At 68.9% G+C, this 21,440-nt stretch carries 25 protein-coding genes; 13 read left to right on the top strand and 12 right to left on the bottom strand.

Features of this window, described 5'->3' with window-relative positions:
* A complete protein-coding gene (locus BHE75_RS19805) occupies positions 1-660 on the bottom strand; it encodes a DUF1345 domain-containing protein (protein WP_070934979.1) in 660 nt (219 codons plus the stop codon).
* Between the two features lie 46 nt (positions 661-706).
* On the opposite strand from BHE75_RS19805, the gene BHE75_RS19800 reads away from it, so the two are divergent.
* Positions 707-1,021, top strand: a complete 315-nt coding sequence (locus tag BHE75_RS19800) for a DMT family transporter (protein ID WP_015458388.1) — start codon at positions 707-709, stop codon at positions 1,019-1,021.
* Positions 1,022-1,034: 13 nt separating this feature from the next.
* Complete coding sequence (locus BHE75_RS19795) at positions 1,035-2,000, top strand: threonine ammonia-lyase (RefSeq protein ID WP_015458387.1); 966 nt, start codon at positions 1,035-1,037, stop codon at positions 1,998-2,000.
* A gap of 33 nt (positions 2,001-2,033) precedes the next feature.
* Here BHE75_RS19795 and BHE75_RS19790 read toward each other — a convergent pair whose 3' ends face one another.
* Complete coding sequence (locus tag BHE75_RS19790; protein WP_015458386.1) at positions 2,034-2,450, bottom strand: GtrA family protein; 417 nt, start codon at positions 2,448-2,450, stop codon at positions 2,034-2,036.
* A 50-nt stretch (positions 2,451-2,500) separates the two neighbouring features.
* On the opposite strand from BHE75_RS19790, the gene BHE75_RS19785 reads away from it, so the two are divergent.
* Entirely contained in the window at positions 2,501-4,273 is a 1,773-nt protein-coding gene (locus BHE75_RS19785; RefSeq protein ID WP_070934977.1) for a hypothetical protein, read from the top strand.
* 84 nt (positions 4,274-4,357) lie between these two features.
* Here BHE75_RS19785 and BHE75_RS19780 read toward each other — a convergent pair whose 3' ends face one another.
* The 7 genes from BHE75_RS19780 to BHE75_RS19750 form a co-directional block, all read right to left on the bottom strand.
* Entirely contained in the window at positions 4,358-4,981 is a 624-nt protein-coding gene (locus BHE75_RS19780) for a MarC family protein (RefSeq protein WP_070934975.1), read from the bottom strand.
* On the bottom strand, positions 4,978-5,724 hold the full coding sequence (locus BHE75_RS19775) for a hypothetical protein (protein ID WP_070934973.1): 747 nt from the start codon (positions 5,722-5,724) through the stop codon (positions 4,978-4,980). The genes BHE75_RS19780 and BHE75_RS19775 overlap by 4 nt, the downstream gene beginning before the upstream one ends.
* Positions 5,721-6,611, bottom strand: coding sequence for a bifunctional methylenetetrahydrofolate dehydrogenase/methenyltetrahydrofolate cyclohydrolase FolD (gene folD, locus BHE75_RS19770; RefSeq protein WP_015458382.1), 891 nt, complete (start codon positions 6,609-6,611; stop codon positions 5,721-5,723). Before folD ends, BHE75_RS19775 begins: the two co-directional genes overlap by 4 nt.
* Complete coding sequence (locus BHE75_RS19765; protein WP_015458381.1) at positions 6,608-6,892, bottom strand: DUF167 family protein; 285 nt, start codon at positions 6,890-6,892, stop codon at positions 6,608-6,610. Before BHE75_RS19765 ends, folD begins: the two co-directional genes overlap by 4 nt.
* 31 nt (positions 6,893-6,923) lie before the next feature.
* On the bottom strand, positions 6,924-7,229 hold the full coding sequence (locus tag BHE75_RS19760; protein WP_070934971.1) for a YggT family protein: 306 nt from the start codon (positions 7,227-7,229) through the stop codon (positions 6,924-6,926).
* Between the two features lie 174 nt (positions 7,230-7,403).
* Positions 7,404-8,306: an acetylglutamate kinase gene (gene argB, locus BHE75_RS19755; RefSeq protein ID WP_015458379.1), complete on the bottom strand. Its 903-nt coding sequence runs from the start codon at positions 8,304-8,306 to the stop codon at positions 7,404-7,406.
* Positions 8,307-8,376: 70 nt separating this feature from the next.
* A complete protein-coding gene (locus BHE75_RS19750) occupies positions 8,377-9,018 on the bottom strand; it encodes a queuosine precursor transporter (protein WP_015458378.1) in 642 nt (213 codons plus the stop codon).
* A 413-nt stretch (positions 9,019-9,431) separates the two neighbouring features.
* Here BHE75_RS19750 and BHE75_RS19745 point away from each other — a divergent pair, with 413 nt between their 5' ends.
* Complete coding sequence (locus BHE75_RS19745) at positions 9,432-10,667, top strand: NupC/NupG family nucleoside CNT transporter (RefSeq protein ID WP_015458377.1); 1,236 nt, start codon at positions 9,432-9,434, stop codon at positions 10,665-10,667.
* A 67-nt stretch (positions 10,668-10,734) separates the two neighbouring features.
* Here the strand turns inward: BHE75_RS19745 and BHE75_RS19740 are convergent, their stop codons facing one another.
* On the bottom strand, positions 10,735-12,489 hold the full coding sequence (locus BHE75_RS19740; RefSeq protein ID WP_070934969.1) for a flotillin family protein: 1,755 nt from the start codon (positions 12,487-12,489) through the stop codon (positions 10,735-10,737).
* A complete protein-coding gene (locus BHE75_RS19735) occupies positions 12,490-13,104 on the bottom strand; it encodes a YqiJ family protein (protein ID WP_070934967.1) in 615 nt (204 codons plus the stop codon).
* Between the two features lie 169 nt (positions 13,105-13,273).
* Here BHE75_RS19735 and BHE75_RS19730 point away from each other — a divergent pair, with 169 nt between their 5' ends.
* From BHE75_RS19730 to BHE75_RS19715, 4 genes are read left to right on the top strand one after another with little or no spacing between them, the layout of a single operon-like run.
* Positions 13,274-14,089, top strand: coding sequence for a DUF4349 domain-containing protein (locus BHE75_RS19730; protein ID WP_070934965.1), 816 nt, complete (start codon positions 13,274-13,276; stop codon positions 14,087-14,089).
* A 52-nt stretch (positions 14,090-14,141) separates the two neighbouring features.
* Entirely contained in the window at positions 14,142-14,813 is a 672-nt protein-coding gene (locus tag BHE75_RS19725) for an RluA family pseudouridine synthase (RefSeq protein ID WP_070934964.1), read from the top strand.
* Positions 14,800-15,213 (top strand): alternative ribosome rescue aminoacyl-tRNA hydrolase ArfB, encoded by a 414-nt coding sequence (arfB, locus tag BHE75_RS19720; protein ID WP_070936175.1) that lies wholly within the window; start codon positions 14,800-14,802, stop codon positions 15,211-15,213. The genes BHE75_RS19725 and arfB overlap by 14 nt, the downstream gene beginning before the upstream one ends.
* An 11-nt stretch (positions 15,214-15,224) precedes the next feature.
* On the top strand, positions 15,225-15,713 hold the full coding sequence (locus BHE75_RS19715; protein ID WP_070936173.1) for a GAF domain-containing protein: 489 nt from the start codon (positions 15,225-15,227) through the stop codon (positions 15,711-15,713).
* 9 nt (positions 15,714-15,722) lie between these two features.
* On the opposite strand, the gene BHE75_RS19710 is transcribed toward BHE75_RS19715, so the two are convergent.
* Positions 15,723-16,178 (bottom strand): universal stress protein, encoded by a 456-nt coding sequence (locus BHE75_RS19710; RefSeq protein WP_015458370.1) that lies wholly within the window; start codon positions 16,176-16,178, stop codon positions 15,723-15,725.
* A gap of 147 nt (positions 16,179-16,325) precedes the next feature.
* Between BHE75_RS19710 and BHE75_RS19705 the strand changes: the two genes are divergently transcribed.
* The 5 genes from BHE75_RS19705 to BHE75_RS19685 all read left to right on the top strand — a co-directional run bounded on the left by BHE75_RS19705 (position 16,326) and on the right by BHE75_RS19685 (position 21,434).
* On the top strand, positions 16,326-17,615 hold the full coding sequence (locus tag BHE75_RS19705; RefSeq protein ID WP_070934962.1) for a pyruvate dehydrogenase complex dihydrolipoamide acetyltransferase: 1,290 nt from the start codon (positions 16,326-16,328) through the stop codon (positions 17,613-17,615).
* A gap of 53 nt (positions 17,616-17,668) precedes the next feature.
* Entirely contained in the window at positions 17,669-18,025 is a 357-nt protein-coding gene (locus BHE75_RS19700) for an acyl-CoA thioesterase (protein WP_413818452.1), read from the top strand.
* Between the two features lie 57 nt (positions 18,026-18,082).
* Complete coding sequence (gene lpdA, locus BHE75_RS19695; protein WP_070934960.1) at positions 18,083-19,477, top strand: dihydrolipoyl dehydrogenase; 1,395 nt, start codon at positions 18,083-18,085, stop codon at positions 19,475-19,477.
* 97 nt (positions 19,478-19,574) lie between these two features.
* A complete protein-coding gene (locus tag BHE75_RS19690) occupies positions 19,575-20,084 on the top strand; it encodes a phosphatase PAP2 family protein (protein ID WP_070934958.1) in 510 nt (169 codons plus the stop codon).
* A gap of 63 nt (positions 20,085-20,147) precedes the next feature.
* Entirely contained in the window at positions 20,148-21,434 is a 1,287-nt protein-coding gene (locus BHE75_RS19685; protein WP_070934956.1) for a Xaa-Pro dipeptidase, read from the top strand.
* The last annotated feature ends 6 nt before the right edge of the window (positions 21,435-21,440 follow it).

The following is a 21,440-nucleotide window of genomic DNA, read 5'->3' as shown; positions in this document are numbered from 1 at the left end:
TTATCCCCCCAGCACGTTGATGGTGAAGGCCAGCACGCCGATGTTGAACACGAAGGCGGCGATGCTGTGCAGCAGCACGGTGCGCCGGATATCATGGTCGAAGATGTCGACGTCCGATGTCTGGAACGTCATTCCCAAAGTGAAGGAAAAATAGGCGAAATCCCAGTAGTCCGGCTCGCGCACATGGGGGAAGCCCAGGCCGCCGCTGTCGCCGCCCTCCGGCCCCTCGCTGTAGAAGAGATGGGCATAGTGCAGGGTATAGACCATGTTGCTGAACAGCCAGGCGATCACCAGCGTGGCGACGATCAGCATCGCGGCGCCGGCCGATTGCTGCCCCAGCCGCAATTCGGCACCGATGGCGACGAGGATCACCAGCATCACCACGCCGGTGATGACGAGCAGCCCGACGCGGTTTGCGTCATTGGCCTTGGCGGCGGCGCGCATCTCGCTCGCCTCATTGTCGAACAGCGATATGCAGGAGACGAGGAACACGATCGCGGCGGCATCGAAGCCCAGCAGGATCGCGAGCCGCCAGTCCCGGCTGGCGCCCCAGAAGATCGCGGAGGCGACGACCGCGATCACGCCGCCGGCGATGAAGCGCGGCGGCGCGATGCGATTGCCGATGCCCCCGGATTTGCCCTCGCGTCCGCGCTTTGCCATGGCGGGGAAGACTATCGCAGGTCGCGATGTGGGAGGAGTAAAATCGATGGCGTGGCTGTGGCTTGTGCTGGGTGGTTGTTTCGAGGTCGGCTTCACCACCTGCCTCCGCTTCGTCGACGGATTCCGCAACGTGCCGTGGACGTTCGGATTCCTGGTATCGGTCGGCCTGTCGATGGCGCTGCTGGAGATCGCCTCGCGTTCCATCCCGATGGGCACGGCCTATGCCGTGTGGGGCGGGATCGGCGCGCTCGGCACCGTGATCGTCGGCATCCTCTGGTTCGGCGAGCCGATCAACGCGGTGCGGCTGGCGCTGATCGTCGGCCTGGTCGGCTGCATCGCCGGCCTGAAGCTGGCCCATTGACGGAGCGCCTGCCATGACCGCCGATCTGCCGATCAGCTTTGCCGACGTCGCCGAGGCCGCGATCCGCATCGAAGGCCATGTCCACCATACGCCGGTGCTGCGGTCGCGCCGGCTGGACGATATCCTCGGCGCGCGGCTGGCCTTCAAGTGCGAGAATTTCCAGCGGATCGGCGCGTTCAAGGCACGCGGCGCGCATAATGCCGTGCTGGCGCTGGATGCGGCGGCGGCCGCGCGCGGCGTCGTCACCCATTCGTCGGGCAACCATGCCGCGGCGCTCAGCCTCGCGGCGGCGACGCGCGGCGTGCCGGCCTATATCGTGATGCCGGAAAATGCGCCGCGCGCGAAGGTCGATTCGGTGCTGCGTCTGGGCGGGCAGGTGGAATTCTGCGCGCCCACCATCGCCGCGCGCGAAGCGGCGGCGGCCGCGATCGTGGCGGCGCGCGGGGCCACCCTCGTCCATCCCTATGACGATCCGATGGTGATCGCGGGGCAGGGGACGGCGGCGATGGAATTGCTGGATGCGGCCGGCCCGCTGGATGCGATCCTGGCGCCGGTGGGCGGCGGAGGGCTGATGTCCGGCACGGCGGTCGCCGCGCGCACCCTGCAGCCGTCGATCCGCATCATCGCCACCGAACCCGCGCAGGCGGACGATGCCTGGCGATCGTGGAAGGCGGGCGAGCGCGTCGCCGGCGATCCGCCCGATACGATCGCCGACGGCCTGCGCACCACGCTGGGCGCCAACGGCTTCCTCATCCTTTCGGCCCTACTCGACGATTTCGTGACGGTGAGCGAGGCCGCGATCGTCGAGGCGATGCGGCTGGTGTGGGAGGTGCTGAAGATCGTGATCGAGCCGAGTTCCGCCGTGCCGGTGGCGGCGCTCATCGAAGGGAAGGTGGATGTGAAGGGCGCCGAGGTGGGGGTGATCCTCACCGGCGGCAATGTCGATCTCGATCGCCTGCCCTGGCAGAAGGGGCTGTAGCGCCGCTATTCCGGGGGCAAGGCCGGAACGATCTCAGGCAAACACCCAGCGGCGGTTGAGCCAGAACACCAGCAGCGGCGTGGCCGTCACCATGAACGGCATGGGCCACCAGGTCGGCCCGCCCAGCCGTTCCACGAACAGCCACACCCAGAAGCTGTTGAGCGCGAGGCCGACCAGCGACACCGCGATGAAGCGGCCGCCCGTGCGGGCGAGGTTGCCGCGCCGGCCGTGGCCGCGGAAGCTCCAATGGCTGTGGATGACATAGCCGACCACCACCGCGGCCGAGAAGCCGAGCAGGTTCGATACCATCGGCGCGACGCCGGCCAGCTCCGCCAGCGACCAGTAAAGGCCGAGATGGACGAAGGAAGCGAGCCCGCCCGTCAGCGCGTAACGGAAGAATTGCGCCAGCAATGCGCGATACTGGGCCCAGGGGCCGATGGTGCCGTTCATGTCTGTCCGCTTGCCCTTTGCCCCCGAGCCACTAATGGCGGAAAACACTTATGGGAAGTGTGCAAGACGATCCGTTCGCGCGCCGTTGGCTGCGCTGGGTGCTGCTCTTCTGGGCGATCGCCGCCATAGCGATGATCGCGTCCAAATGGGGGGCGATCCGCTGGTTCGCGCTGCTCGACACCGACGACAATCTCCGGCTGGCGGAAGTGCGCGCCTGGCTGGACGGGCAGGCCTGGTTCGACTTGCGCCAGTATAAGCTCGATCCGCCGGGCGGCGCCAACATCCACTGGTCGCGCCTCGTCGACCTGCCGATCGCGGGCCTGATCCTGGGCCTGCGCCCCTTTATCGGCGGCATCATGGCGGAAAAATGGGCGGCGGCGATCGCGCCCCTGTTCGCGCTCGGCGCATCGATGGCGGCGATGGCGCTGGCCGTGCGGCGGCTGGTGGCGCCCGCCGCCTTCGCGCTGGGGCTGCTGATCCTCGTCTTCGGCGGGCAGGCGATGGCGATGTGGACGCCGCTGCGCATCGATCATCACGGCTGGCAGCTCGCCTTCCTTGCCCTTGCCGTCGCCGGGATGGCCGATCCGCGCCAGGCGCGGGGCGGGGCCACGATCGGCATCGCCACCGCGCTGTCGCTGGTGATCGGGCTGGAGATGTTCCCCTATCTGGTCCTGATCGCCGGCATCACCGGCCTGCGCTGGGTGGTGGACGGGGGCGAGGCGGAACGGCTGCGCGCCTATGGCGTGTCGCTGGCGGCCGGCTGCGCCATCGGTTTCCTGGTCTTCGCCTCGAACGACAATCGCGGGGCGGTGTGCGACGCGCTGTCGCCGGTATGGCTTTCGGCGGCGTTGGGCGGCGGCGCGCTCCTCGTCGGTCTTTCCCTGCTGCCGGTGCGCGGCTGGCCCGCCCGGCTGGCGCTGGCGGTGCTGGCGGCGGCCGTGATCGGCGGCTGTTTCGCGCTGGCCTGGCCGCATTGCCTGTCACGCCCCGAAGGCGTCTCGCCGGAACTCGACAGGCTGTGGCTCAGCAAGGTGCGCGAGGCGCGGCCGATCTACACCCATGGCTGGCGGGTGGCGCTGCCCACGGCGGCGCTGCCGGTGATCGGCCTGATCGGCAGCCTTTTCGCGATCTGGCGCGCGCGCCGCACGCCGATGCTGATGCCGTGGATCGGCGCCGGCCTGCTGGCCACCACCGCCGCCGCAATGCTGCTGTGGCAGCTCCGCGCCGGGGCTGCCGCCCAGTTGCTCGCGGTGCCGGGGGCGGCGGCGCTCGGCTGGACGGGATTGAACTGGGCGCGCCGGCAGGCCCGGCCGCTAACCCGCATCGGCGTGCCGGCGCTGCTGGTATTGGTGGTGACGGGCATGTTCGGCCGGCTTGCGGTGGACATGATCCCGGCGGAGGCGCCGAACGCCTATCGCAAGGCGATCAACACCGCCAACCGCCGTTGCCCGACCCTGCCGGCGCTACGGCCGATCGCGCATATGCCGGCGGCGACGATCCTCACCTTCGTCGATTTCGGCCCCCGCCTGATCGCGATGACGCATCACAAGGCGATCGCCGGCCCCTATCATCGCAACCAGCAGGCGATCTTGGACGTGCAGCACGCCTTCCGCGGATCGGCGGAACAGGCGCGCGGCATCATCGCCCGGCACGGGGTGACGATGGTGCTGATCTGCCCCGGCATGTCCGAATCGACCGTCTATGCGAGCGAGGCCCCCCACGGCTTCTACACCCGCCTGCGCGACGACAAGGCGCCGGACTGGCTGCAGCCCGTGGCCCTCCCCAAGGGATCCCCCTTCCGCCTCTGGCGCGTGCGGGGGTAGGGGCCGCGGCCCGGTGGGAGAATGGGGCGGCGGCTCCACGATTCGTGGGCGGTCGTGAAGCGATAGTCTGCGGTCGTGCCCGGCTCACCCCAGCCCGAACGATCCGTGGATGCCGTTGATAACGAATTGCGCGGCCAGTGCCGCCAGGATCACGCCGAGCAGGCGGGAGACCACGGCTTCCACATTCTGGCCGACCAGCCGCATCAGCGGCCCGGCGGCGAGCAGGGCCGCCAGCGTCAGCAGCAGGATCGCGCCCATCGCCGCCAGCACCACCGCGCCTTCCACCCAGCCGTGGCTCTTGCCGATGGCCAGCATGGCGCTGGCGATCGATCCGGGGCCGGCGATCATCGGGATGGCCATGGGGAAGATCGAAACGTCCTCCACATGCTCCTGCAATATCTTCTCGGCCCGGTCCTCGCGGCGCTGGGTGCGCTTTTCGAACACCATCTCCATCGCGATCACGAACAGCATGATGCCGCCGGCGATGCGGAAGGCATCCAGGCTCACGCCCAGCGCCCGCAGGAAATCCTCGCCGAACAAGGCGAAGACGAGGAGGATGCACGCCGCCACGATCACCGCGCGCACCGCCATCGCCCGGCGATGCGCGGCCGTCGCGCCGGCCGTGAGGCTGGCGAAGATCGGCGCGCAGCCGGGCGGATCGATCACCACGAAGAAGGTGACGAAGGCGGAGATGAACAGCTCGATCATTCGATCCCTATGGTCTCGTAGAGCACGATCCGCCAGCCATCGGCGCCGCGCCATTGCCAGACGGCAAGGTCATGGGCGCCGGGCTTGCCGCCCTTGAGCGCATGGGCCTGCCAGGCGAGCGTCGCATCGTCCGACCGGCCTTCCGCGATCAGCGCGCCTTGCGGTTGCAGGGCCAGCGTGCGCACGGCCTTTTCCGGCATGCGGCCTTCGCGCTGCTGCACGGCATCGGCGGCGAGCCTGCGGTCGGGGGCGAGGGATGTTTCCTCGGCCAGCCGTTGCGCGCGCGCCGGCTTTTCCGCGCGGCTGCTGCAATCGGGGAACATATGCGCCACCGCCCGTCCGGCGGGCACGAAGGCCGGGGTGGACCGGCCATGGTCGAGCAGCCATTTCCAGCCGCCGTCGGCCTGCCGCCGCCACACGGTGGTGAAGGTGCCGGTGCCGCCCTCGGCCGCGCCGATCCACGGGCCGGTCGATATGGCGAGGCTGCCGTCGCAGGCGGTGATCGCCGTCGCCGGCCACCACATCACCGGGACCGGCGGGTTCTCGCGGCCGGCGAGGAAAGCCTGCGCCTTCACTGGCTCGGGCGCGAACATCAGCCCGTCCCTGGCGGCATAGGCGCGGAATGCGGTCCACTGGCCATCGCGCTGCGCCATGGCGGCGAAGGCGCGCTCGGCCTGTTCGGCGCCGATGGAGGCAGGGGGCGCGGTTGCCGCGGTGAGCAGCAGCAGCGCCGCCTGGATCACAGTCCCTCCGGCGCGGCCAATCCGGCGCGGCGGAAGGCCGCCACCAGGGTGTTGCGCAGCAGCACCGCGATCGTCATCGGGCCGACGCCGCCCGGCACCGGCGTGATCGCGGAGGCGACCTCGGCGGCGCTGGCATAGTCGACGTCGCCGACCAGCCTGGTCTTGCCTTCCTCGGCGGCCGGCACCCGGTTGATGCCGACATCGATCACCACCGCGCCGGGCTTCAGCCAATCGCCCTTCACCATTTCCGGCCGGCCGACGGCGGCCACGACGATATCGGCGCGGCGCACCACGGCGGGCAGATCGCGGGTGCGCGAGTGGGCGATGGTTACGGTGCAGTTGGCGCCCAGCAGCAACTGCGCCATCGGTTTGCCGACGATGTTGGAACGGCCGATCACCACGGCCTCCATGCCGGAAAGGTCCCCCAGCCGATCCTGAAGCAGCATCAGGCAGCCGAGCGGCGTGCAGGGCACGAAGCCCGGCTGGCCCACCGCGAGCCGGCCGGCGTTGGCGACGTGGAAGCCGTCCACGTCCTTGTCCGGATCGATCGCGGCGATCACCCGCTGCTCGTCGATCTGCCTGGGCAGCGGCAGCTGGACGAGGATGCCGTCCACCGTTGCGTCGCGGTTCAGCTGGTCGACCAGCGCCAGCAGATCGGCCTCGGAGGTGTCGGCCGGCAGCTTGTGCTCGAAGCTCGCCATGCCTGCTTCCACCGTCGCCTTGCCCTTGGAGCGGACATAGACGGCGCTCGCCGGGTCCTCGCCCACCAGCACCACGGCGAGGCCGGGCACGCGGCCCGTCGCCCGCTCGAACGCGGGCACCGCCGCCGCCAGCCGCTGGCGCAGGCCCGCCGCATATGCCTTGCCGTCGATCCGTTCCGCGCTCATTCCGCCTGTCCCAATTCTGCCAGTTTCTTCGCCAGGGCCGCGGGATCGCCCGCCAGCCTGAATCTCTTTTCCCGCGATGTCGCGCCATGGACCAGCGCCACATCGCCCCGCGCCAGCCCCAGCCGCTTGGCCAGCAGCGCCCGCACCGCATCGTTCGCGGCGCCGTCGGCGGGTGCCGCCGCCACCTTCACCGCCAGATAGCATCGCCCGGCTGCGTCACGCCACAGCCCCGCCACCTGATCCCGGCCGCCGCGCGGGGTGACGCGCACGGCCAGCTGCACGCCGTCCCCGGCGATGCTCCAGGGCAGCGCCTCAGCCGCCGTAGGCCACCTGATAGGCCATGCCGGCCAGCAGCTTCTGCAGGATGACGAGGCCGAGGATCAGCACCATCGGCGAGAAATCGAGCCCGCCCAGATCGGGCATGAAGCGGCGGATCGGCCGCAGCAGCGGCTCGGTGACGCGGTAGAGCGCCTCCATCAACCGGCGGACGAATTCGTTATAGGTGTTGACCACGTTGAACGCGACCAGCAGCGACAGCACCATCTGGACGATGAAGATCGCGACCAGGATGTTGATGAGAAGATCGATGACGCTCAGCAGCGCCCCTACAAGATACATCAGCAAGTTTCCCTGATCCGCCGTTGGATGTTTCGATTAGCCGGAGAGGCGTTTCCGGGCAATATAAGGGTGGCGACGGGCGGAATGGAGGGGGCCGCATGAGCAGCCGTCCCGGCGGAGTTCGAGGCCGGTTGTCGCGCCGTCACGATCCGGCGGGTGTCGCCGGGATCGAGATCAGCCCGCGCGGACCAGCGTGCCGGCGCCGCGCCGGGTGAAGATTTCCAGCAGCATGGCGTGCGGCACCCGTCCGTCCAGGATCACGGCCGCGTCCACCCCGCCTTCCACGGCGTGCACGCAGGTTTCGAGCTTGGGGATCATGCCGCCGGAAATCGTGCCGTCCTGGCGGAGCGTCGCGATCTGGGTGGGGGTGAGGTCCGGCATCAACTGCTTCTGCTTGTCCAGCACGCCGGGCACGTCGGTCAGCAGGAACAGGCGGGCCGCACCCGTGGCGATGGCGATGGCGCCGGCCATGGTATCGGCGTTGATATTGTAGGTCTCGCCATCCGTGCCCACGCCGATCGGCGCCACCACCGGGATCATGCCGGACTTGGAAATGGTTTCCAGCAGCCGGCAATCCACGTCCGCGGGCTCGCCGACGAAGCCCAGGTCGACGGCGCGCTCGATATTGCTGTCGGGGTCGCGCTGGGTGCGGTGCACCTTCTCGGCGGTGACGAGCCGGCCGTCCTTGCCGGAAATGCCGACGGCGCGGCCGCCCGCGCGGCCGATCCAGGAAACGATTTCCTTGTTGATCGATCCCGAAAGCACCATCTCGGCGACGCGCGCGGTCTGGGCGTCGGTCACGCGCAGGCCGTCGACGAAGCTGGTCTCCACGTTCAGCGTCTTCAGCATCGCGCCGATCTGCGGGCCGCCGCCATGGACGACGATAGGGTTGATCCCCACCGCCTTCATCAGCACGACATCCTCGGCGAAATCGGCCGCCGCCTCGGGATCGCCCATGGCGTGGCCGCCATATTTCACCACGAAGGTCTCGCCGGCATAACGCTGCATATAGGGCAGCGCCTCGACGAGCGTTTCGGCCTTGGACAGCAGGGCGGGATCGATGGCGTGGTCGGTCATGGCGCGCCCATAGCGGGGACGGGGGCTTGCGTCACCTGTTGGTTGCGCCCCGGTGGGCCGGCGGCCTGGCTCAGCCGCGCGCGTCCAGCTTCCGGCCGATGCCGACGGCCAGATAGATCAGCGGCGGCACCAGCACGATCGAAAGCACCACCTTGGCGATCATCTGGCCCAGCATCAGCTCGCCGATCGGGAACACGCCCAGGAAGGCGATCGTCACGAACAGGAAGGTATCCACCACCTGCGATGCGATGCTCGCCAGCCCCGCGCGCAGCCACAGCAGCCGGCCCTCGCCGCGCCGGAGCGCGCTGAAGATGGTGACGTTCAGCAGTTGCGACGTGCCGTAGGCGACGATGCCGCCTGCCATCAGCCGGGGGCTCTGCCCCAGCACCAGGTGGAAGCCGTCGCGCCGGGCCGGGTCCATCTCGTCGGCGGCGGGCAGCGCCAGCACCAGCAGGATCAGCAGGATCGACATCACCAGCGGTGCGAATCCCCACAGCACCATGCGGTTGGCGGTGGCCCGCCCGTGCAGCTCCGCCACCGCGCTGGACAGCACCACGAGCTGGAGGAAGGCGAAGATCCCGGCTTCCACCGCCAGCGGGCCGAGATCGACCTGCTTGTTGCCCAGCACGCCGGCGATGCACGTCATGCCGCCGTAGAGGAGCGCGTAGAGGAAGAGGGAAGGGCGGATGGCGGGCGCGGCCGGGTTCGTCATGGCCCCCGTTAACGGCTTTCCCGCACCCGCGAAAGTGGGATGGCGGTGGATTTCGGTTGCCGGAGAGGCGCCAGGCCCTCTCGCCCGGATCCTCCCGTCACCCCGGACTTGGTCCGGGGTCCACCGTGCGGCAGGCGCCGGGCATGATGATCGCGCGCCAGCGTTGATCGAGAGATGGACCCCGGACCAAGTCCGGGGTGACGGAGCTTTTGGAGCGCGCTCTGTGCCCAATGTTTCAATGGCGATCCCTGCCAGGATTCCGGCGATGTCCGGCACTGCTGGAATGGCTGCGGAGGGGGGCGGCCGCCGGTTTGCGACGAAAGCGGCTGGCCTATTGCGGCGCGGCATGCGATCACCGCATCCCGGCGCGCCTGGCTATGCGGCGCGGGGCATCCGGGGGTTTTCGAAACTTCATGACCAAGTTCCTGATCGGCCTGGCCGGGATCGCGTTGATCCTGGCGATCGCCGTGCTGTTGTCGTCCAATCGCCGGGCCATCCGGCTGCGCGTCGTCGGCGCGGCCTTCGCCCTCCAGGTGGGAATCGCCATCCTGGTCCTCTACGTGCCGGCCGGGCGCTGGGCGCTGGAATGGCTGTCGGCGGGCGTATCCAACCTGCTCGGCTATGCGAACGAGGGCACGTCCTTCCTGTTCGGCGATCTCGCGGCCGACCGGCTCGGCAAGAATTTCGCGCTGCAGGCGCTGCCGGTGATCATCTTCTTCGCGGCGCTCGTCTCGATCCTCTACCATCTCGGCATCATGCCGCTGGTGGTGCGCTGGATCGGCGGCGGGATCGAGAAGGTGACGGGCGTCTCCAAGGTCGAATCGCTGTGCGCGGCCGCCAACATCTTCGTCGGGCAGAGCGAATCGCCGCTGGTGATCCGGCCCTATCTTGCCTCGCTCACGCCCGCCCAGCTCTTCACGGTGATGTCGTCGGGCATGGCGGGCGTGGCGGGCACGATCCTCGCGGCCTATGCATCGATGGGCATCCGCATCGATTATCTGCTGGCGGCGAGCTTCATGGCCGCGCCCGGCGGCATATTGATGGCGAAGATCATCATGCCCGACGCGCCGGATGCGCCGGACGAGGAATGCCAGATCGCCATCGCCGAGGCGACGCATGACGAGGAAAAGCCCGCCAACATCATCCAGGCGGCCGCCCAGGGCGCGCAGACGGGCGTGCGCATCGCGGTTTCGGTGGGGGCGATGGTGCTCGCCTTCGTGGCGCTGGTGGCGCTCGCCAACGGCATTCTCGGCGGGGTCGGCAACCTGTTCGGGCTGGAGGGGCTGAGCTTCCAGAAGCTGCTGGGCTTCGTCTTCGCGCCCATCATGTATCTGCTGAACGTGCCGTGGAACGAGGCGGGGATCGCCGGCGGCCTGTTCGGCCAGAAGGTCGTGCTCAACGAATTCGTGGCCTATATCTCGCTCGGCCAGCAGCTCGACCAGCTTTCGCCGCACACGGTGGCGGTCGTCACCTTCGCGCTGTGCGGCTTCGCCAATTTCAGCTCGATCGCGATCCAGATGGCCGCCACCGGCAGCCTCGCCCCCAACCAGCGGCCGATGATCGCCCGGCTGGGGGTGAAGGCCCTGATCGCCGGATCGCTCGCCAACCTGATGTCGGCGGCGCTGGCGGGCATGCTGATCGGGGCTTGAGGCCTCGCTTCCAAAGAAAAGGCGCGCGGGGATTATCGCCCCCGCGCGCCCTTATTCCTCCAATGCCTCAATCCTTGGCGGGCTCGGCGTCGCGGGGGGCCTTGGCGGCGACCGGGGCGGCGAAGCTCACGCCGTTCCGCGGCGGCGCCACCGCCTTGGTATCGCCGCCGGCCGCGCCCGCCACCAGCGAATCGAGCGTGGCGCCGTCGAAGCCCAGCTCGCGCATCAGGCTGTCGATCACCGGCGCCTGCGCGCGATAGCGCAACGCCGCCGATACCGCCGAGTTGGCGAGGTTGCCGTCGCCCGCCGCGCCTGATCCACCGTCATTGGCGGCCGCGACCCCGCCGCCGCCGAGGCCGTCGACCTGCACGATCCTGATGCTGTCGATCGCCTCCATCGGCTTCGCCGCCTCGCGGATCACCTCCGGCAGCACCTTGAGCAGCGCCATCTTGGTCTGGAGCGAGATCTGGTCGGACGAGAGGAGGTTCGCCGCCTCGTTGATCGCCCGCTGGCCGGCGGCCTCGACCTCGAAGCGCACCCGCGCGGCGTCGGCCTTCAGCTTCTCCGCATCGGCCTCGCCCTGCGCCGCCGCGCGGAGCGCCTCGGCCCGGTCGGCGGCGGCCTGCTTTTCCGCCTCTGCCTGCACGCGGATGGCGATGGCGGCGCGCTCGGCCTCGCGGGCGGCGTCGATCAGCTCGATCCGCTTGACGCGCTCGGCCACCTCGGTCTCGCGGGCCGTGCCCACCTGCTCCTCGGCGGCGACGGCGGCCGCGCGCGCCTTGTCCGCCTCGGCCTTGGCCTGGCTTTCCTCCCGGCTCTTGTTCTGCACGGCGATCTGCTGTTCCTGCCGCGCGATCTCGATCGCCTGCGCCTGGGCGATCTTGGCCTGCTGGACGGCGCGGTCCGCCTCGATCTGGGCGGCGTCGGTCTGCTGCTTGGCGAGGATACGCGCCTGGTCCGCCTCGCGCTGCCGCTCGGCCTGCTGGCGGGCGATCTCGGACGTCTGCTCGGCGCGGCGCATCTCCACCTCGCGCTCCTGCTCCAGCCGCGCGAACTCGCTGTCGCGGCCGATGGTGAGCGACTGGCGGGCGGCCTCCAGATTCTTCGCCTCGATCTGGACGCGGGTATCCTGCTCGATATCGTTGCGGGCTTTCTTGCGCAGCTCGATCTGCTCGGTCAGCTTGGTGAGACCCTCGGCGTCGAAGGCGTTGTTGGCGTTGAAATGCTCGATCGATGTCTGGTCGAGCCCGGTCAGCGAAACCGATTCCAGCTCCAGCCCGTTCATCGCCAGATCGGCCGACGAAACCTGCTGCACCTTCTGCACGAAATCGGACCGCTGCTCGTGCAGCTGGTTCATCGTCATGCCGGCGGCGACGGAGCGCAGCGCATCGACGAACTTGCCCTCCACCAGCTCCTTCAGCGCATCGGGATTCATCGTCCGCATGCCCAGCGTCTGCGCGGCGATGGCGATCGCCTCGCGATCCGGTCGCACGCGGACATAGAATTCGGCCTTCACGTCGATGCGCAGGCGGTCCAGCGTGATCAGCGCGTCGCTGTTCTTGCGCTCCACCGCCAGGCGCACGGTGTTCATGTTGACCGGCATGGTCTCGTGGAACACCGGCAGCACCAGCGCGCCGCCGTTCATCACCACCTTCTCGCCGCCGAAGCCGGTGCGGACGAAGGCGATCTCCTTGGATGCGCGCTTGTAGAGCCGGGCGATGATGAAGCCCAGCGTCAGGATCAGCGCCAGCGCGATGCCGGCATAGATGCCGATGCTGACCAGCGAATTGCCCTGTTCGGTCACGGGTACGATGTTGCTCATCTAGCCTTCCAGTTGCAGCGATGATGGGCGGCCGGTGGCGATGGCGCGGAAGACGTTGCCTTCGCGGCGGACGAGCAGAATCTCCTCGCCCTCGCCGAAAACCTGGCCGTGATTGTCGGGTTCGGCCATCACATAATGGGTCTGGCCATGATGATCGCGGACCCGCGCCTTGGCGGGCGATCCGGGAGAGGCGCGGCCGACGACGATGGTGGCGCCGAGGCCCACCAGTTCGCCGGGGTCGATCGCGGTGGTCTCGTCGCGGGGCAGGATGCGGCCTAGCGCGCGTGCGAGGATGCCGGTGGCGGGCAGCGCCGCCACGCCGGCGGCCGGCGCCGCGATCCAGCCGGGCAGCAGCGCGCCAGTAAGATTTAGCGCCACCTGCTGGCCGATCAGCCCGATCAGGCCGAAGCAGGCGAGCAGCACGCACAGCAGCATCAGCAGCGGAATGCGGCCGATGCCCAGCCAGCCCAGCCAGTCGCCATCGCCGTCCATGTCGATCTCATGGCCGATCATCCCGGCGGAAAGCCCCACGGCCTCCACCGCGCCGATCAGCAGCATGAGGGCGAGCGCGACCGCGAACGNCAGATTTTCCCCAGCCCCCAGAAATTCGAGCAACGACCTGATTCTCCCCCGCCTTCCCAGGACGCTATAGGCTGCCAAAGTTCACGTCGAGCGGAATGCGCCCGTCGCCGAAACTTCTCTGGAATTGATCGGGTTTCAATCTAAGGTCGCGCCGCACCGGGGAAGCATTGGGGGCTATATGGGGCGGTTCTGGTCGTGGGGATTGATTGCGTTTGCCCTGATGCTGGGCGGCTGCAGCAAATCGGTCGAGCCGCCGCCGTCCACCGAGGAACTGGCCGAAGCCCCCGCAAGCCAAGAAAAGGGCGGGGATGCGATCCAGGTCAGCGTGCCGCAGATCGCTTATACTTATCATTATTCCTTCCGGCTGCCCGCCGATGCGATCGTCCGCGCGCAGGATCGCCATCTGGCGATGTGCGATCGGCTGGGGCCGGCGCGCTGCCGCGTGCTGGCGATGGGCCGTGCCTCGGGGGACGATGGCGGCGCCTCCGGTTCGATGACGCTCGCGGTCGAGGCGGGGATCGCCCGCAATTTCGGCACGGCGCTGGGGCAGGCGGTGGCATCCGCCGGTGGCCGCCAGGGCGATGCGAGCATCGAGGCGGAGGATCTTTCCAAGCGCATCGTCGATACGGAGGCGCGGGTGCGCGCCCGGCAAGCGCTTGCCGACCGGCTCATGGCCCTGCTCCAGACGCGCAACGGCCCCGTCGCCGATCTTGTCGCGGCGGAAAAGGCGGTGGCCGAGGTGCAGGAGGAGATCGACGCCGCCCGATCCTGGCTGGCCGAAGCGCGTGGGCGCGTGGCGATGTCGACCATCGAGATCGGCTACGCGCCGGATGATGCCGGCTTCTGGTCGCCGTTGCGGCGGTCCGTGGGCAATGTCGCGGGCTTTTTCGGGGAAAGTCTGGGCCTGCTGGTCACGCTGGTCGCCACCATTCTGCCCTGGGTGTTGGCGGCGGGTGGACTGATCTTCGCGGCGCGCTGGCTGCGCCGGCGCTTCCGTCGGGACGAGGCCCACGACTAAGGCGCGCGCCGCCGAAGTTGCGCCCCGCCCCGCTCCGTGACAGAGCGGGCGGATGCTCTCCGATCATGTCCTTTTCATCGATGCCGAGGCGCTTGTCGTCGATAAGCCCGCCGGCCTGCCGGTAACGCCGGTGCGGGACGGATCGTTGAGCGTGGAGAACCATCTCGATTCGCTGCGCTTCGGTTTCCAGCGCCGGCCGCAGATCGTCCACCGGCTCGATCGCGATACCTCGGGCTGCCTGTTGCTCGCGCGCAACCCCAAGGCGCATAAGCGCTTTTCGGCCGCGTTCGAGGCGGGCAGCGTTACCAAGGTCTATTGGGCCGTCGTCAGCCCGCCGCCGGCCGAGGCGGAAGGGGTGATCGATCTGCCGCTCCTCAAGGTTTCGACCCGGGAGGAAGGCTGGCGGATGGTGGTGGACGATCGCGGCAAGGCATCGCGCACCCATTGGCGCAAGCTGATGGAGGCGGACGGCCGGGCGCTGATCGAGTTCCGGCCCGAAACCGGCCGCACCCACCAGATCCGCGTCCATGCCGCATCGGGGCTCGGCGCGCCGATCGTCGGCGATCCGGTCTATGGCCGGGGCGATGCCGGGCCGATGCTGCTCCACGCCCGCGCGCTCACGGTGCCGCGCGAAGGCAAGCCGCCGGTGACGGCGCTGGCCGATCCGCCGCCCAGCTTCGGGCCGTTCGCGGCCCATGCCGCCGTTCCCGATGCCGCCGCCTGAACCCTGGCCGATCCCGGAGGACGCGCTGGAGGAGAAATTCCTCGCCGCCACCGGGCCGGGCGGCCAGAATGTCAACAAGGTAGCGACGGCGGTGCAGATCCGGCTCGACGTGTTCGCGCTGGGCCTCGCGCCCGATGTCTATCGCCGGCTGAAGGAGCTGGCGGGCAGCCGCTTCACCGCCGATGGCGCGATCGTGCTGGTGGCCCGCACCCACCGCACGCGGGAGGCGAACCGGGCCGAGGCGCGCGAACGGCTGGGGGAATTGCTGGCCAAGGCCCATGTCCGCCCCGTGCGCCGGGTGAAGACCAAGCCCGGCAAGGCGGCCAAGGCGCGCCGGCTTGAAGGAAAGTTGCAGCGATCCGAAATCAAGCGCGGACGCGGCAAGGTCCGTATGGATTGAAGGAATATCCGATGTATCAGTTCGCCATGGCCGATGGGCAGGACAAGCCGGCCCTCTACCGCGATCTTGCCGCCGCGCTGGAGGCGGTGACGGCGGGCGAGCCCGATCCGGTCGCCAACATGGCCAATGCGGCGGCGCTGCTGTGGGAATATCTGCCCGATCTCAACTGGGCCGGCTTCTATCGCGCGCAGGGGCGCGAACTGGTGCTGGGGCCGTTCCAGGGCAAGGCCGCCTGCATCCGCATCCCCTTCGGCAAGGGGGTGTGCGGCACGGCGGCGGAAAGCGGGCGGGCGCAGTGCGTGGCCGATGTCCATGCGTTTCCCGGCCACATCGCCTGCGACGCGGCCTCCGCCTCCGAACTGGTGGTGCCGGTGAAGCGCGACGGCCGGGTGATCGCGGTGATCGATCTGGACAGCCCCACCCCCAACCGCTTCGATGCCGAGGATGTGGCCGGCATCACCGCGCTGGCGGTGATCCTGGCGGGCCGGATCGGCGAATAGGAGGCAGGCTCAGCTCAGCCGGTCCAGCGCCTCGTCGCTCAGCGATCCGGGGATGATCATCACCGGGCAGGGCAGCTTGCCGGCGTCCTGGCCGGCGAAATGGGCGACCAGCGGCCCCGGCGCGCCGGATGCGGCGGCGCCCAGCACCAGGGCGGCGGTTTCCGGCCGTTCCTTCAGCATCGCGCGCACCGCCGCCACCGGATCGCCGTCGCGCACGGTGATGGAAGGGCGCAGACCCGTTTCCTCGATCAGCTCGCCCGCCGCCTGCGCCACCAGCGCATCGGCGCGCAGCCGGGCTTCCTCCATCATCGCCGCCTGCACGCCGCCCCATTGCACGAACTCCGGGGGCGGGATCAGCGCCACGATCTCCACGGCGCCGCCCGTCTTGGCGGCGCGGCGCGCGGCGAAGCGCAGCGCGACGCGCGATTCGTCATTATCGTCGATCACCACCAGATAGGTGCGCATCGCTCGTCTCTCCCTGTTGGGGGCAAGACATGGGTGAAATGAAGCGCGCAGGCAAGCATGACGCGGGGGAAGGGGGCCTTGACCGGCAGGGCCGCTTGTCCGAGAGACGGTCGCCTGTTCCCTGCCCAGATATTCGAGGCCAGCCTTATGCCCATCGAACTCAAAATGCCCGCCCTCTCGCCGACGATGGAGGAGGGGACGTTGGCGAAATGGCTGGTGAAGGAAGGCGATACGGTGAAGTCCGGCGANCTCCTGGCCGAGATCGAGACCGACAAGGCGACGATGGAGTTCGAGGCGGTCGATGAAGGCACGATCGCGAAGATCGTCATCCCCGAGGGCACCGATGGCGTGAAGGTGGGCGAGGTGATCGCGCTGATCGCCGGCGAGGGCGAGGATGCCGCCGCCGCCGCGTCCTCCGCGCCCGCGCCCAAGGCGGAAAAGCCGGCCGAAGCCCCCGCGCCGAAGGCCGAACCCGCAACCGCCAAGGCCGAAGCCCCCAAGGCGGACGCGCCCCGTCCCGCCGCCCAGCCGGCCGCATCGGGCGATCGCGTGAAGGCGAGCCCGCTCGCCCGCCGTATCGCCCAGGCCCAGGGCATCGATCTCGCCGCCGTCACCGGATCGGGGCCGCATGGCCGCATCGTCAAGGCGGACGTGGAAGGCGTTAAGCCGGGCGCCGCCGCTCCGGCCGCTGCCGCCGGTGCGCCTGCTGCCCAGCCCGCGCCCGCGCCTGCCGCCGCTCCGGCCGGCATCCCGGCCGAGACGATCAAGCTTTCCAACATGCGCAAGACGATCGCCAAGCGGCTCACCGAGTCGAAGCAGACGGTGCCGCATTATTATCTGACGATCGACTGCAACCTCGATGCGCTGCTCAAGCTGCGGGGCGAGCTCAACGCCGGGCTGGAGGGCCGGGGCGTCAAGCTTTCGGTCAACGATCTCCTCATCAAGGCGCTCGGCGTGGCGCTGGCCGAGGTGCCGGATGCGAACGTCCAGTTCGCCGGCGACAACCTTGTCAAATTCCAGCGGTCGGACATTTCGATGGCGGTCGCCATCCCCGGCGGCCTCATCACCCCGGTGATCACGGACGTCGTCAACAAGCCGCTGTCGCGCATCGCCACCGAGGCGAAGGACCTTGCCGCCCGCGCCCGCGAAGGCAAGCTCGCGCCCGAGGAATATCAGGGCGGCACCGCCTCCATCTCCAACCTCGGCATGTTCGGCATCAAGCAGTTCGACGCCGTCATCAATCCGCCGCAGGGCATGATCCTCGCGGTCGGCGCGGGCGAGAAGCGGCCCTATGTCGTCAACGACGCGCTGGCCATCGCCACGGTGATGACGGCGACCGGCAGCTTCGATCACCGCGCCATCGACGGCGCCGTCGGCGCCGAGCTGATGGCGGCGTTCAAGCGCCTCGTCGAAAAGCCGCTGGGCATGCTGGCTTGAGCCGGGACGACGATATCCCGCCTTCGGGCGAACCGGCGATCCGCGTGATCGCGATGCCGGCCGATACGAACCCCTATGGGGACATATTCGGCGGCTGGCTGATGAGCATGATGGACTCGGCCGCCGGATCGGTCGCCTCGCGCTACTCGCACGGCCGCGCGGTGACGATCGCGGTGGAGGGGATGACCTTCCACCGTCCCGTCGTCGTCGGCGACGAGGTGTCGGTCTATGCGTCGCTGGTCGGCGTCGGCCGCACCTCGATGAAGATCGAGGTGCAGGCCTGGCGCCGCGCCCGGCACGACGACCGCAGCTATCAGGTGACGCACGCCACCTTCACCTTCGTCGCCATCGGCGAGGACCGGCAGCCCCGCCGCGTCCCCCCGCTGCCGGCGGACGGAGCGGCGAACTAGATAATCGTCGATGCGGGGGCGCTCCTCCCGCATCGCAGTTGGATCGGGAGCATTTCCTTGGCTGACACCTATGATCTCATCGTCCTCGGCTCCGGTCCCGGCGGCTATGTCGCCGCGATCCGGGCCGCGCAGCTCGGCCTCAAGGTCGCGATCGTCGAGCGCGAGCTGCTCGGCGGCATCTGCCTGAACTGGGGCTGCATCCCCACCAAGGCGCTGCTCCGCACCTCGGAAATCTATCACTACATGACCCATGCCGAGGCCTATGGCCTGTCGGTGGAGAAGCCGGGCTTCGACATCGCCAAGGTGGTGAAGCGGTCGCGCGGCGTCGCCGCCCAGCTCAACGCCGGCGTCAAGACGCTGATGAAGAAGAACAAGATCACCGTCGTCGAAGGCACCGGCACGATCACCGGCAAGGGCAGGCTGAGCGTCGAGAAGGACGGCAAGAAGACCGATCTCGCCGCCAAGGACATCCTCATCGCCACCGGCGCCCGCGCCCGCGACCTGCCCTTCGCCAAGGCGGACGGCGAGCGGATCTGGACCTATCGCCACGCGATGACGCCCAAGGAAGTGCCGACGAAGCTGCTCGTCATCGGATCGGGTGCGATCGGCGTGGAATTCGCCAGCTTCTATTCGGACATGGGCGTCGACGTGACGATCGTCGAGATGCTGCCCCGCATCCTGCCGGTGGAGGATGAGGAAGTCTCCGCCTTCATGGAAAAGGCACTGACCAAGCAGGGGATGAAGATCTTCACCGGCGCCGGCGTCGAATTGCTGAAGACGGGCGCCAAGGGCGTCACCGCCCAGATCAAGGGCAAGGACGGCAAGGTCGAGACGACCGAGTTCAGCCATGTCATCGTCGCGGTCGGCATTGTCCCCAATACCGAGAATATCGGGCTGGAGGCGCTGGGGGTGAAGACCACCAAGGGCCATATCGATACCGATCCGATGGGCCGCACCAGCGTGCCCGGCCTCTGGGCGATCGGCGATGTCACCGCGCCGCCATGGCTGGCGCACAAGGCGAGCCACGAAGGCGTGATCGCGGCCGAGGCGATCGCCGGCCAGCATCCGCATGCGATGGACAAGCGCAACATCCCCGGCTGCACCTATTCGCGGCCGCAGGTGGCGTCCGTCGGCCTGACCGAGCAGAAGGCCAAGGAAGCCGGCTATGAGGTGAAGGTCGGCAAGTTCCCCTTCATCGGCAACGGCAAGGCGATCGCGCTGGGCGAGGCGGAAGGCTTCATCAAGACGGTGTTCGATGCCAAGACCGGCGAGCTGCTCGGCGCGCACATGGTGGGCGCGGAAGTGACCGAGCTGATCGAGGGCTATACCGTCGCCAAGCAGCTCGAGACCACCGAGGCGGAACTGATCGAGACGGTCTTCCCGCACCCGACCCTGTCCGAGATGATGCACGAAAGCGTGCTCTCCGCCTACGGCCGCGCGCTGCACTTCTAGGGCAGGGCGTCCTCCCCATGCCCCGCCATCCTGACGAAAGTCAGGATCCATTGACGCTCCGCCCGGAAGGTGCGGAGCGGCGGGGGCGGGGGCAGGGATGACGGCCGGCCTCGATGCCGCCCTGCTCCACGCGCTGGCGGTCGAACCCGGATCGGCCGCCGCCGGACTCGCGCTTTTCTTCACGCGGTTCGGCGATGCCGGNCCGCGTTTTCTTATCGTTCTGCTGCTTGCGGCGCTGATCGGCTGGCGGCGCGGCCTCAGGCGCGCCGGCCTGTTCCTCGCCATCGTCGCGGGCGGGGCGCTGCTCGTCCTGCTGCTCAAGTCGGCGATCGGCCGGCCCCGGCCCGATCTGCTGCCGCATCAGGACATCGTCCGCTCCGCCAGCATGCCGAGCGGCCATGCCGCCAACAACCTGATCGTGTGGCTCGCGGCCGCCCGTCTCTGGTCGCCGGCCCGGGGATGGACGGCGGCGGCCCTTGCGCTCGCGATCGCCACCGGCCTGTCGCGGGTGATGCTCTCTGTCCATTGGCCGAGCGACGTGGCCGCCGGCTGGGCGATCGGCCTCTTGTGGGTCGCCGGCTGCCTCCGCCTCGCCCGCCGGGGGTGAATGCCCGATTGCCGGCGGCGGGAGGCGGGGTTACGACTGGCGACCGAGGACGAAGGGGGTCTTATGAAACAATCGCTTGCGGCGCTTTCCGCGCTGTTGCTCGCCACCGTAGCCGCGCCGGCTTCGGCGGAAACCGTGGTCGTCACGGCCGCACATATGTTCGATGCGAAATCAGGCAAGCTGCTTGACGATCCGGTCGTTGCCATCGTCGACGGCCGCATACAATCCGTCACTACGCGCGGTGATGCTCGGCATGTGTTTCCGGGGGGGACTCGGCGCGTCGATCTCGGCGAGATGACGATCCTGCCGGGCCTGATCGACATGCACGTCCACCTCGATGGCAACCCACATTATGGCGGCTATACCGGCCTCCAGTTCACCGACAGCTTCTGGGCGATCCAGGGCACCGCCAATGCGAAGGCGATGCTGGAAGCGGGCTTCACCACCGTCCGCAACGTCGGATCGGGCAATTATGCCGATGTCGGCATGAAGCAGGCGATCGAGGAAGGGCTGATCCCCGGCCCGCGCATCGTGCCCGCGGCCCACGCGCTGGGCGCGACCGGCGGCCATTGCGACGAGACCTATCTGCCGCCCTCGTTCGAGGCGAAGGGCAAGGCGGTCGGCGATTCGGTGGACGAGCTTCGCCAGCGGGTGCGCGAGCAGCGCAAATATGGCGCGGAAGTCATCAAGGTCTGCGCGACCGGCGGCGTCTTCTCCCGCAATACCGAGCCGGGGCAGCAGCAGCTTACCGAGGCGGAGCTTCGGGGCATTGCCGATGAAGCGCATATGTGGGGCCTGAAGGTCGCCGCCCATGCCCATGGCACCGCCGGCATCAAGGCGGCGATCCGCGCCGGCATCGACACGATCGAGCATGCCAGCCTGATCGACGATGAGGGGATCAGGCTGGCCAGGGAGCGTGGCACCTATCTTTCCATGGATATCTTCAACACCGAATATACCCAGTCGGAAGGCGCGAAGAACGGCGTGCTGGAGGATAATCTCCGCAAGGACCGCGAGATCGCCGAGATCCAGCGCCAGAATTTCCGCAAGGCGCATGATGCCGGCGTGAAGCTGGTGTTCGGCACCGATGCCGGGGTGATGCCGCACGGCACCGCCGCCGGCCAATTCGCGATCATGGTCCGCTACGGCATGACTCCGGCGGAGGCGATCCGTGCCGCCACCCTCACCGCCGCGCAGGCGCTGGGCCGCGAATCGAGCGTCGGCGCGATCGAGCCCGGCTGCTATGGGGACATCATCGCCGTCTCCGGCGATCCGACCGCCAATGTCCGCCTGCTCGAATCCGTGCCCTTCGTGATGAAGGGCGGGGACGTGGTGAAGGACCTGCGCTGAACGGCG

Origin of the sequence: Edaphosphingomonas haloaromaticamans (assembly GCF_001853345.1) — a bacterium.
GTDB lineage: Bacteria > Pseudomonadota > Alphaproteobacteria > Sphingomonadales > Sphingomonadaceae > Sphingomonas_E > Sphingomonas_E fennica.
This window is presented reverse-complemented; position numbering and strand designations above follow the sequence as displayed.

Bases quoted from the DNA above. Each gene is read 5' to 3' on its own strand.
- BHE75_RS19750 (WP_015458378.1), bottom strand. From the start codon at position 9,018: ATGACGAACCCGGCCGCGCCCGCCATCCGCCCTTCCCTCTTCCTCTAC.
- BHE75_RS19780 (WP_070934975.1), bottom strand. From the start codon at position 4,981: ATGATCGAGCTGTTCATCTCCGCCTTCGTCACCTTCTTCGTGGTGATC.
- arfB (WP_070936175.1), top strand. From the start codon at position 14,800: ATGCCGCCGCCTGAACCCTGGCCGATCCCGGAGGACGCGCTGGAGGAG.
- BHE75_RS19805 (WP_070934979.1), bottom strand. From the start codon at position 660: ATGGCAAAGCGCGGACGCGAGGGCAAATCCGGGGGCATCGGCAATCGC.
- BHE75_RS19785 (WP_070934977.1), top strand. From the start codon at position 2,501: ATGGGAAGTGTGCAAGACGATCCGTTCGCGCGCCGTTGGCTGCGCTGG.
- BHE75_RS19790 (WP_015458386.1), bottom strand. From the start codon at position 2,450: ATGAACGGCACCATCGGCCCCTGGGCCCAGTATCGCGCATTGCTGGCG.
- argB (WP_015458379.1), bottom strand. From the start codon at position 8,306: ATGACCGACCACGCCATCGATCCCGCCCTGCTGTCCAAGGCCGAAACG.
- BHE75_RS19795 (WP_015458387.1), top strand. From the start codon at position 1,035: ATGACCGCCGATCTGCCGATCAGCTTTGCCGACGTCGCCGAGGCCGCG.
- BHE75_RS19745 (WP_015458377.1), top strand. From the start codon at position 9,432: ATGACCAAGTTCCTGATCGGCCTGGCCGGGATCGCGTTGATCCTGGCG.
- BHE75_RS19685 (WP_070934956.1), top strand. From the start codon at position 20,148: ATGAAACAATCGCTTGCGGCGCTTTCCGCGCTGTTGCTCGCCACCGTA.
- BHE75_RS19710 (WP_015458370.1), bottom strand. From the start codon at position 16,178: ATGCGCACCTATCTGGTGGTGATCGACGATAATGACGAATCGCGCGTC.
- folD (WP_015458382.1), bottom strand. From the start codon at position 6,611: ATGAGCGCGGAACGGATCGACGGCAAGGCATATGCGGCGGGCCTGCGC.
- BHE75_RS19715 (WP_070936173.1), top strand. From the start codon at position 15,225: ATGTATCAGTTCGCCATGGCCGATGGGCAGGACAAGCCGGCCCTCTAC.
- BHE75_RS19700 (WP_413818452.1), top strand. From the start codon at position 17,669: ATGCCGGCCGATACGAACCCCTATGGGGACATATTCGGCGGCTGGCTG.
- BHE75_RS19725 (WP_070934964.1), top strand. From the start codon at position 14,142: ATGCTCTCCGATCATGTCCTTTTCATCGATGCCGAGGCGCTTGTCGTC.
- BHE75_RS19800 (WP_015458388.1), top strand. From the start codon at position 707: ATGGCGTGGCTGTGGCTTGTGCTGGGTGGTTGTTTCGAGGTCGGCTTC.
- BHE75_RS19760 (WP_070934971.1), bottom strand. From the start codon at position 7,229: ATGTATCTTGTAGGGGCGCTGCTGAGCGTCATCGATCTTCTCATCAAC.
- BHE75_RS19740 (WP_070934969.1), bottom strand. From the start codon at position 12,489: ATGAGCAACATCGTACCCGTGACCGAACAGGGCAATTCGCTGGTCAGC.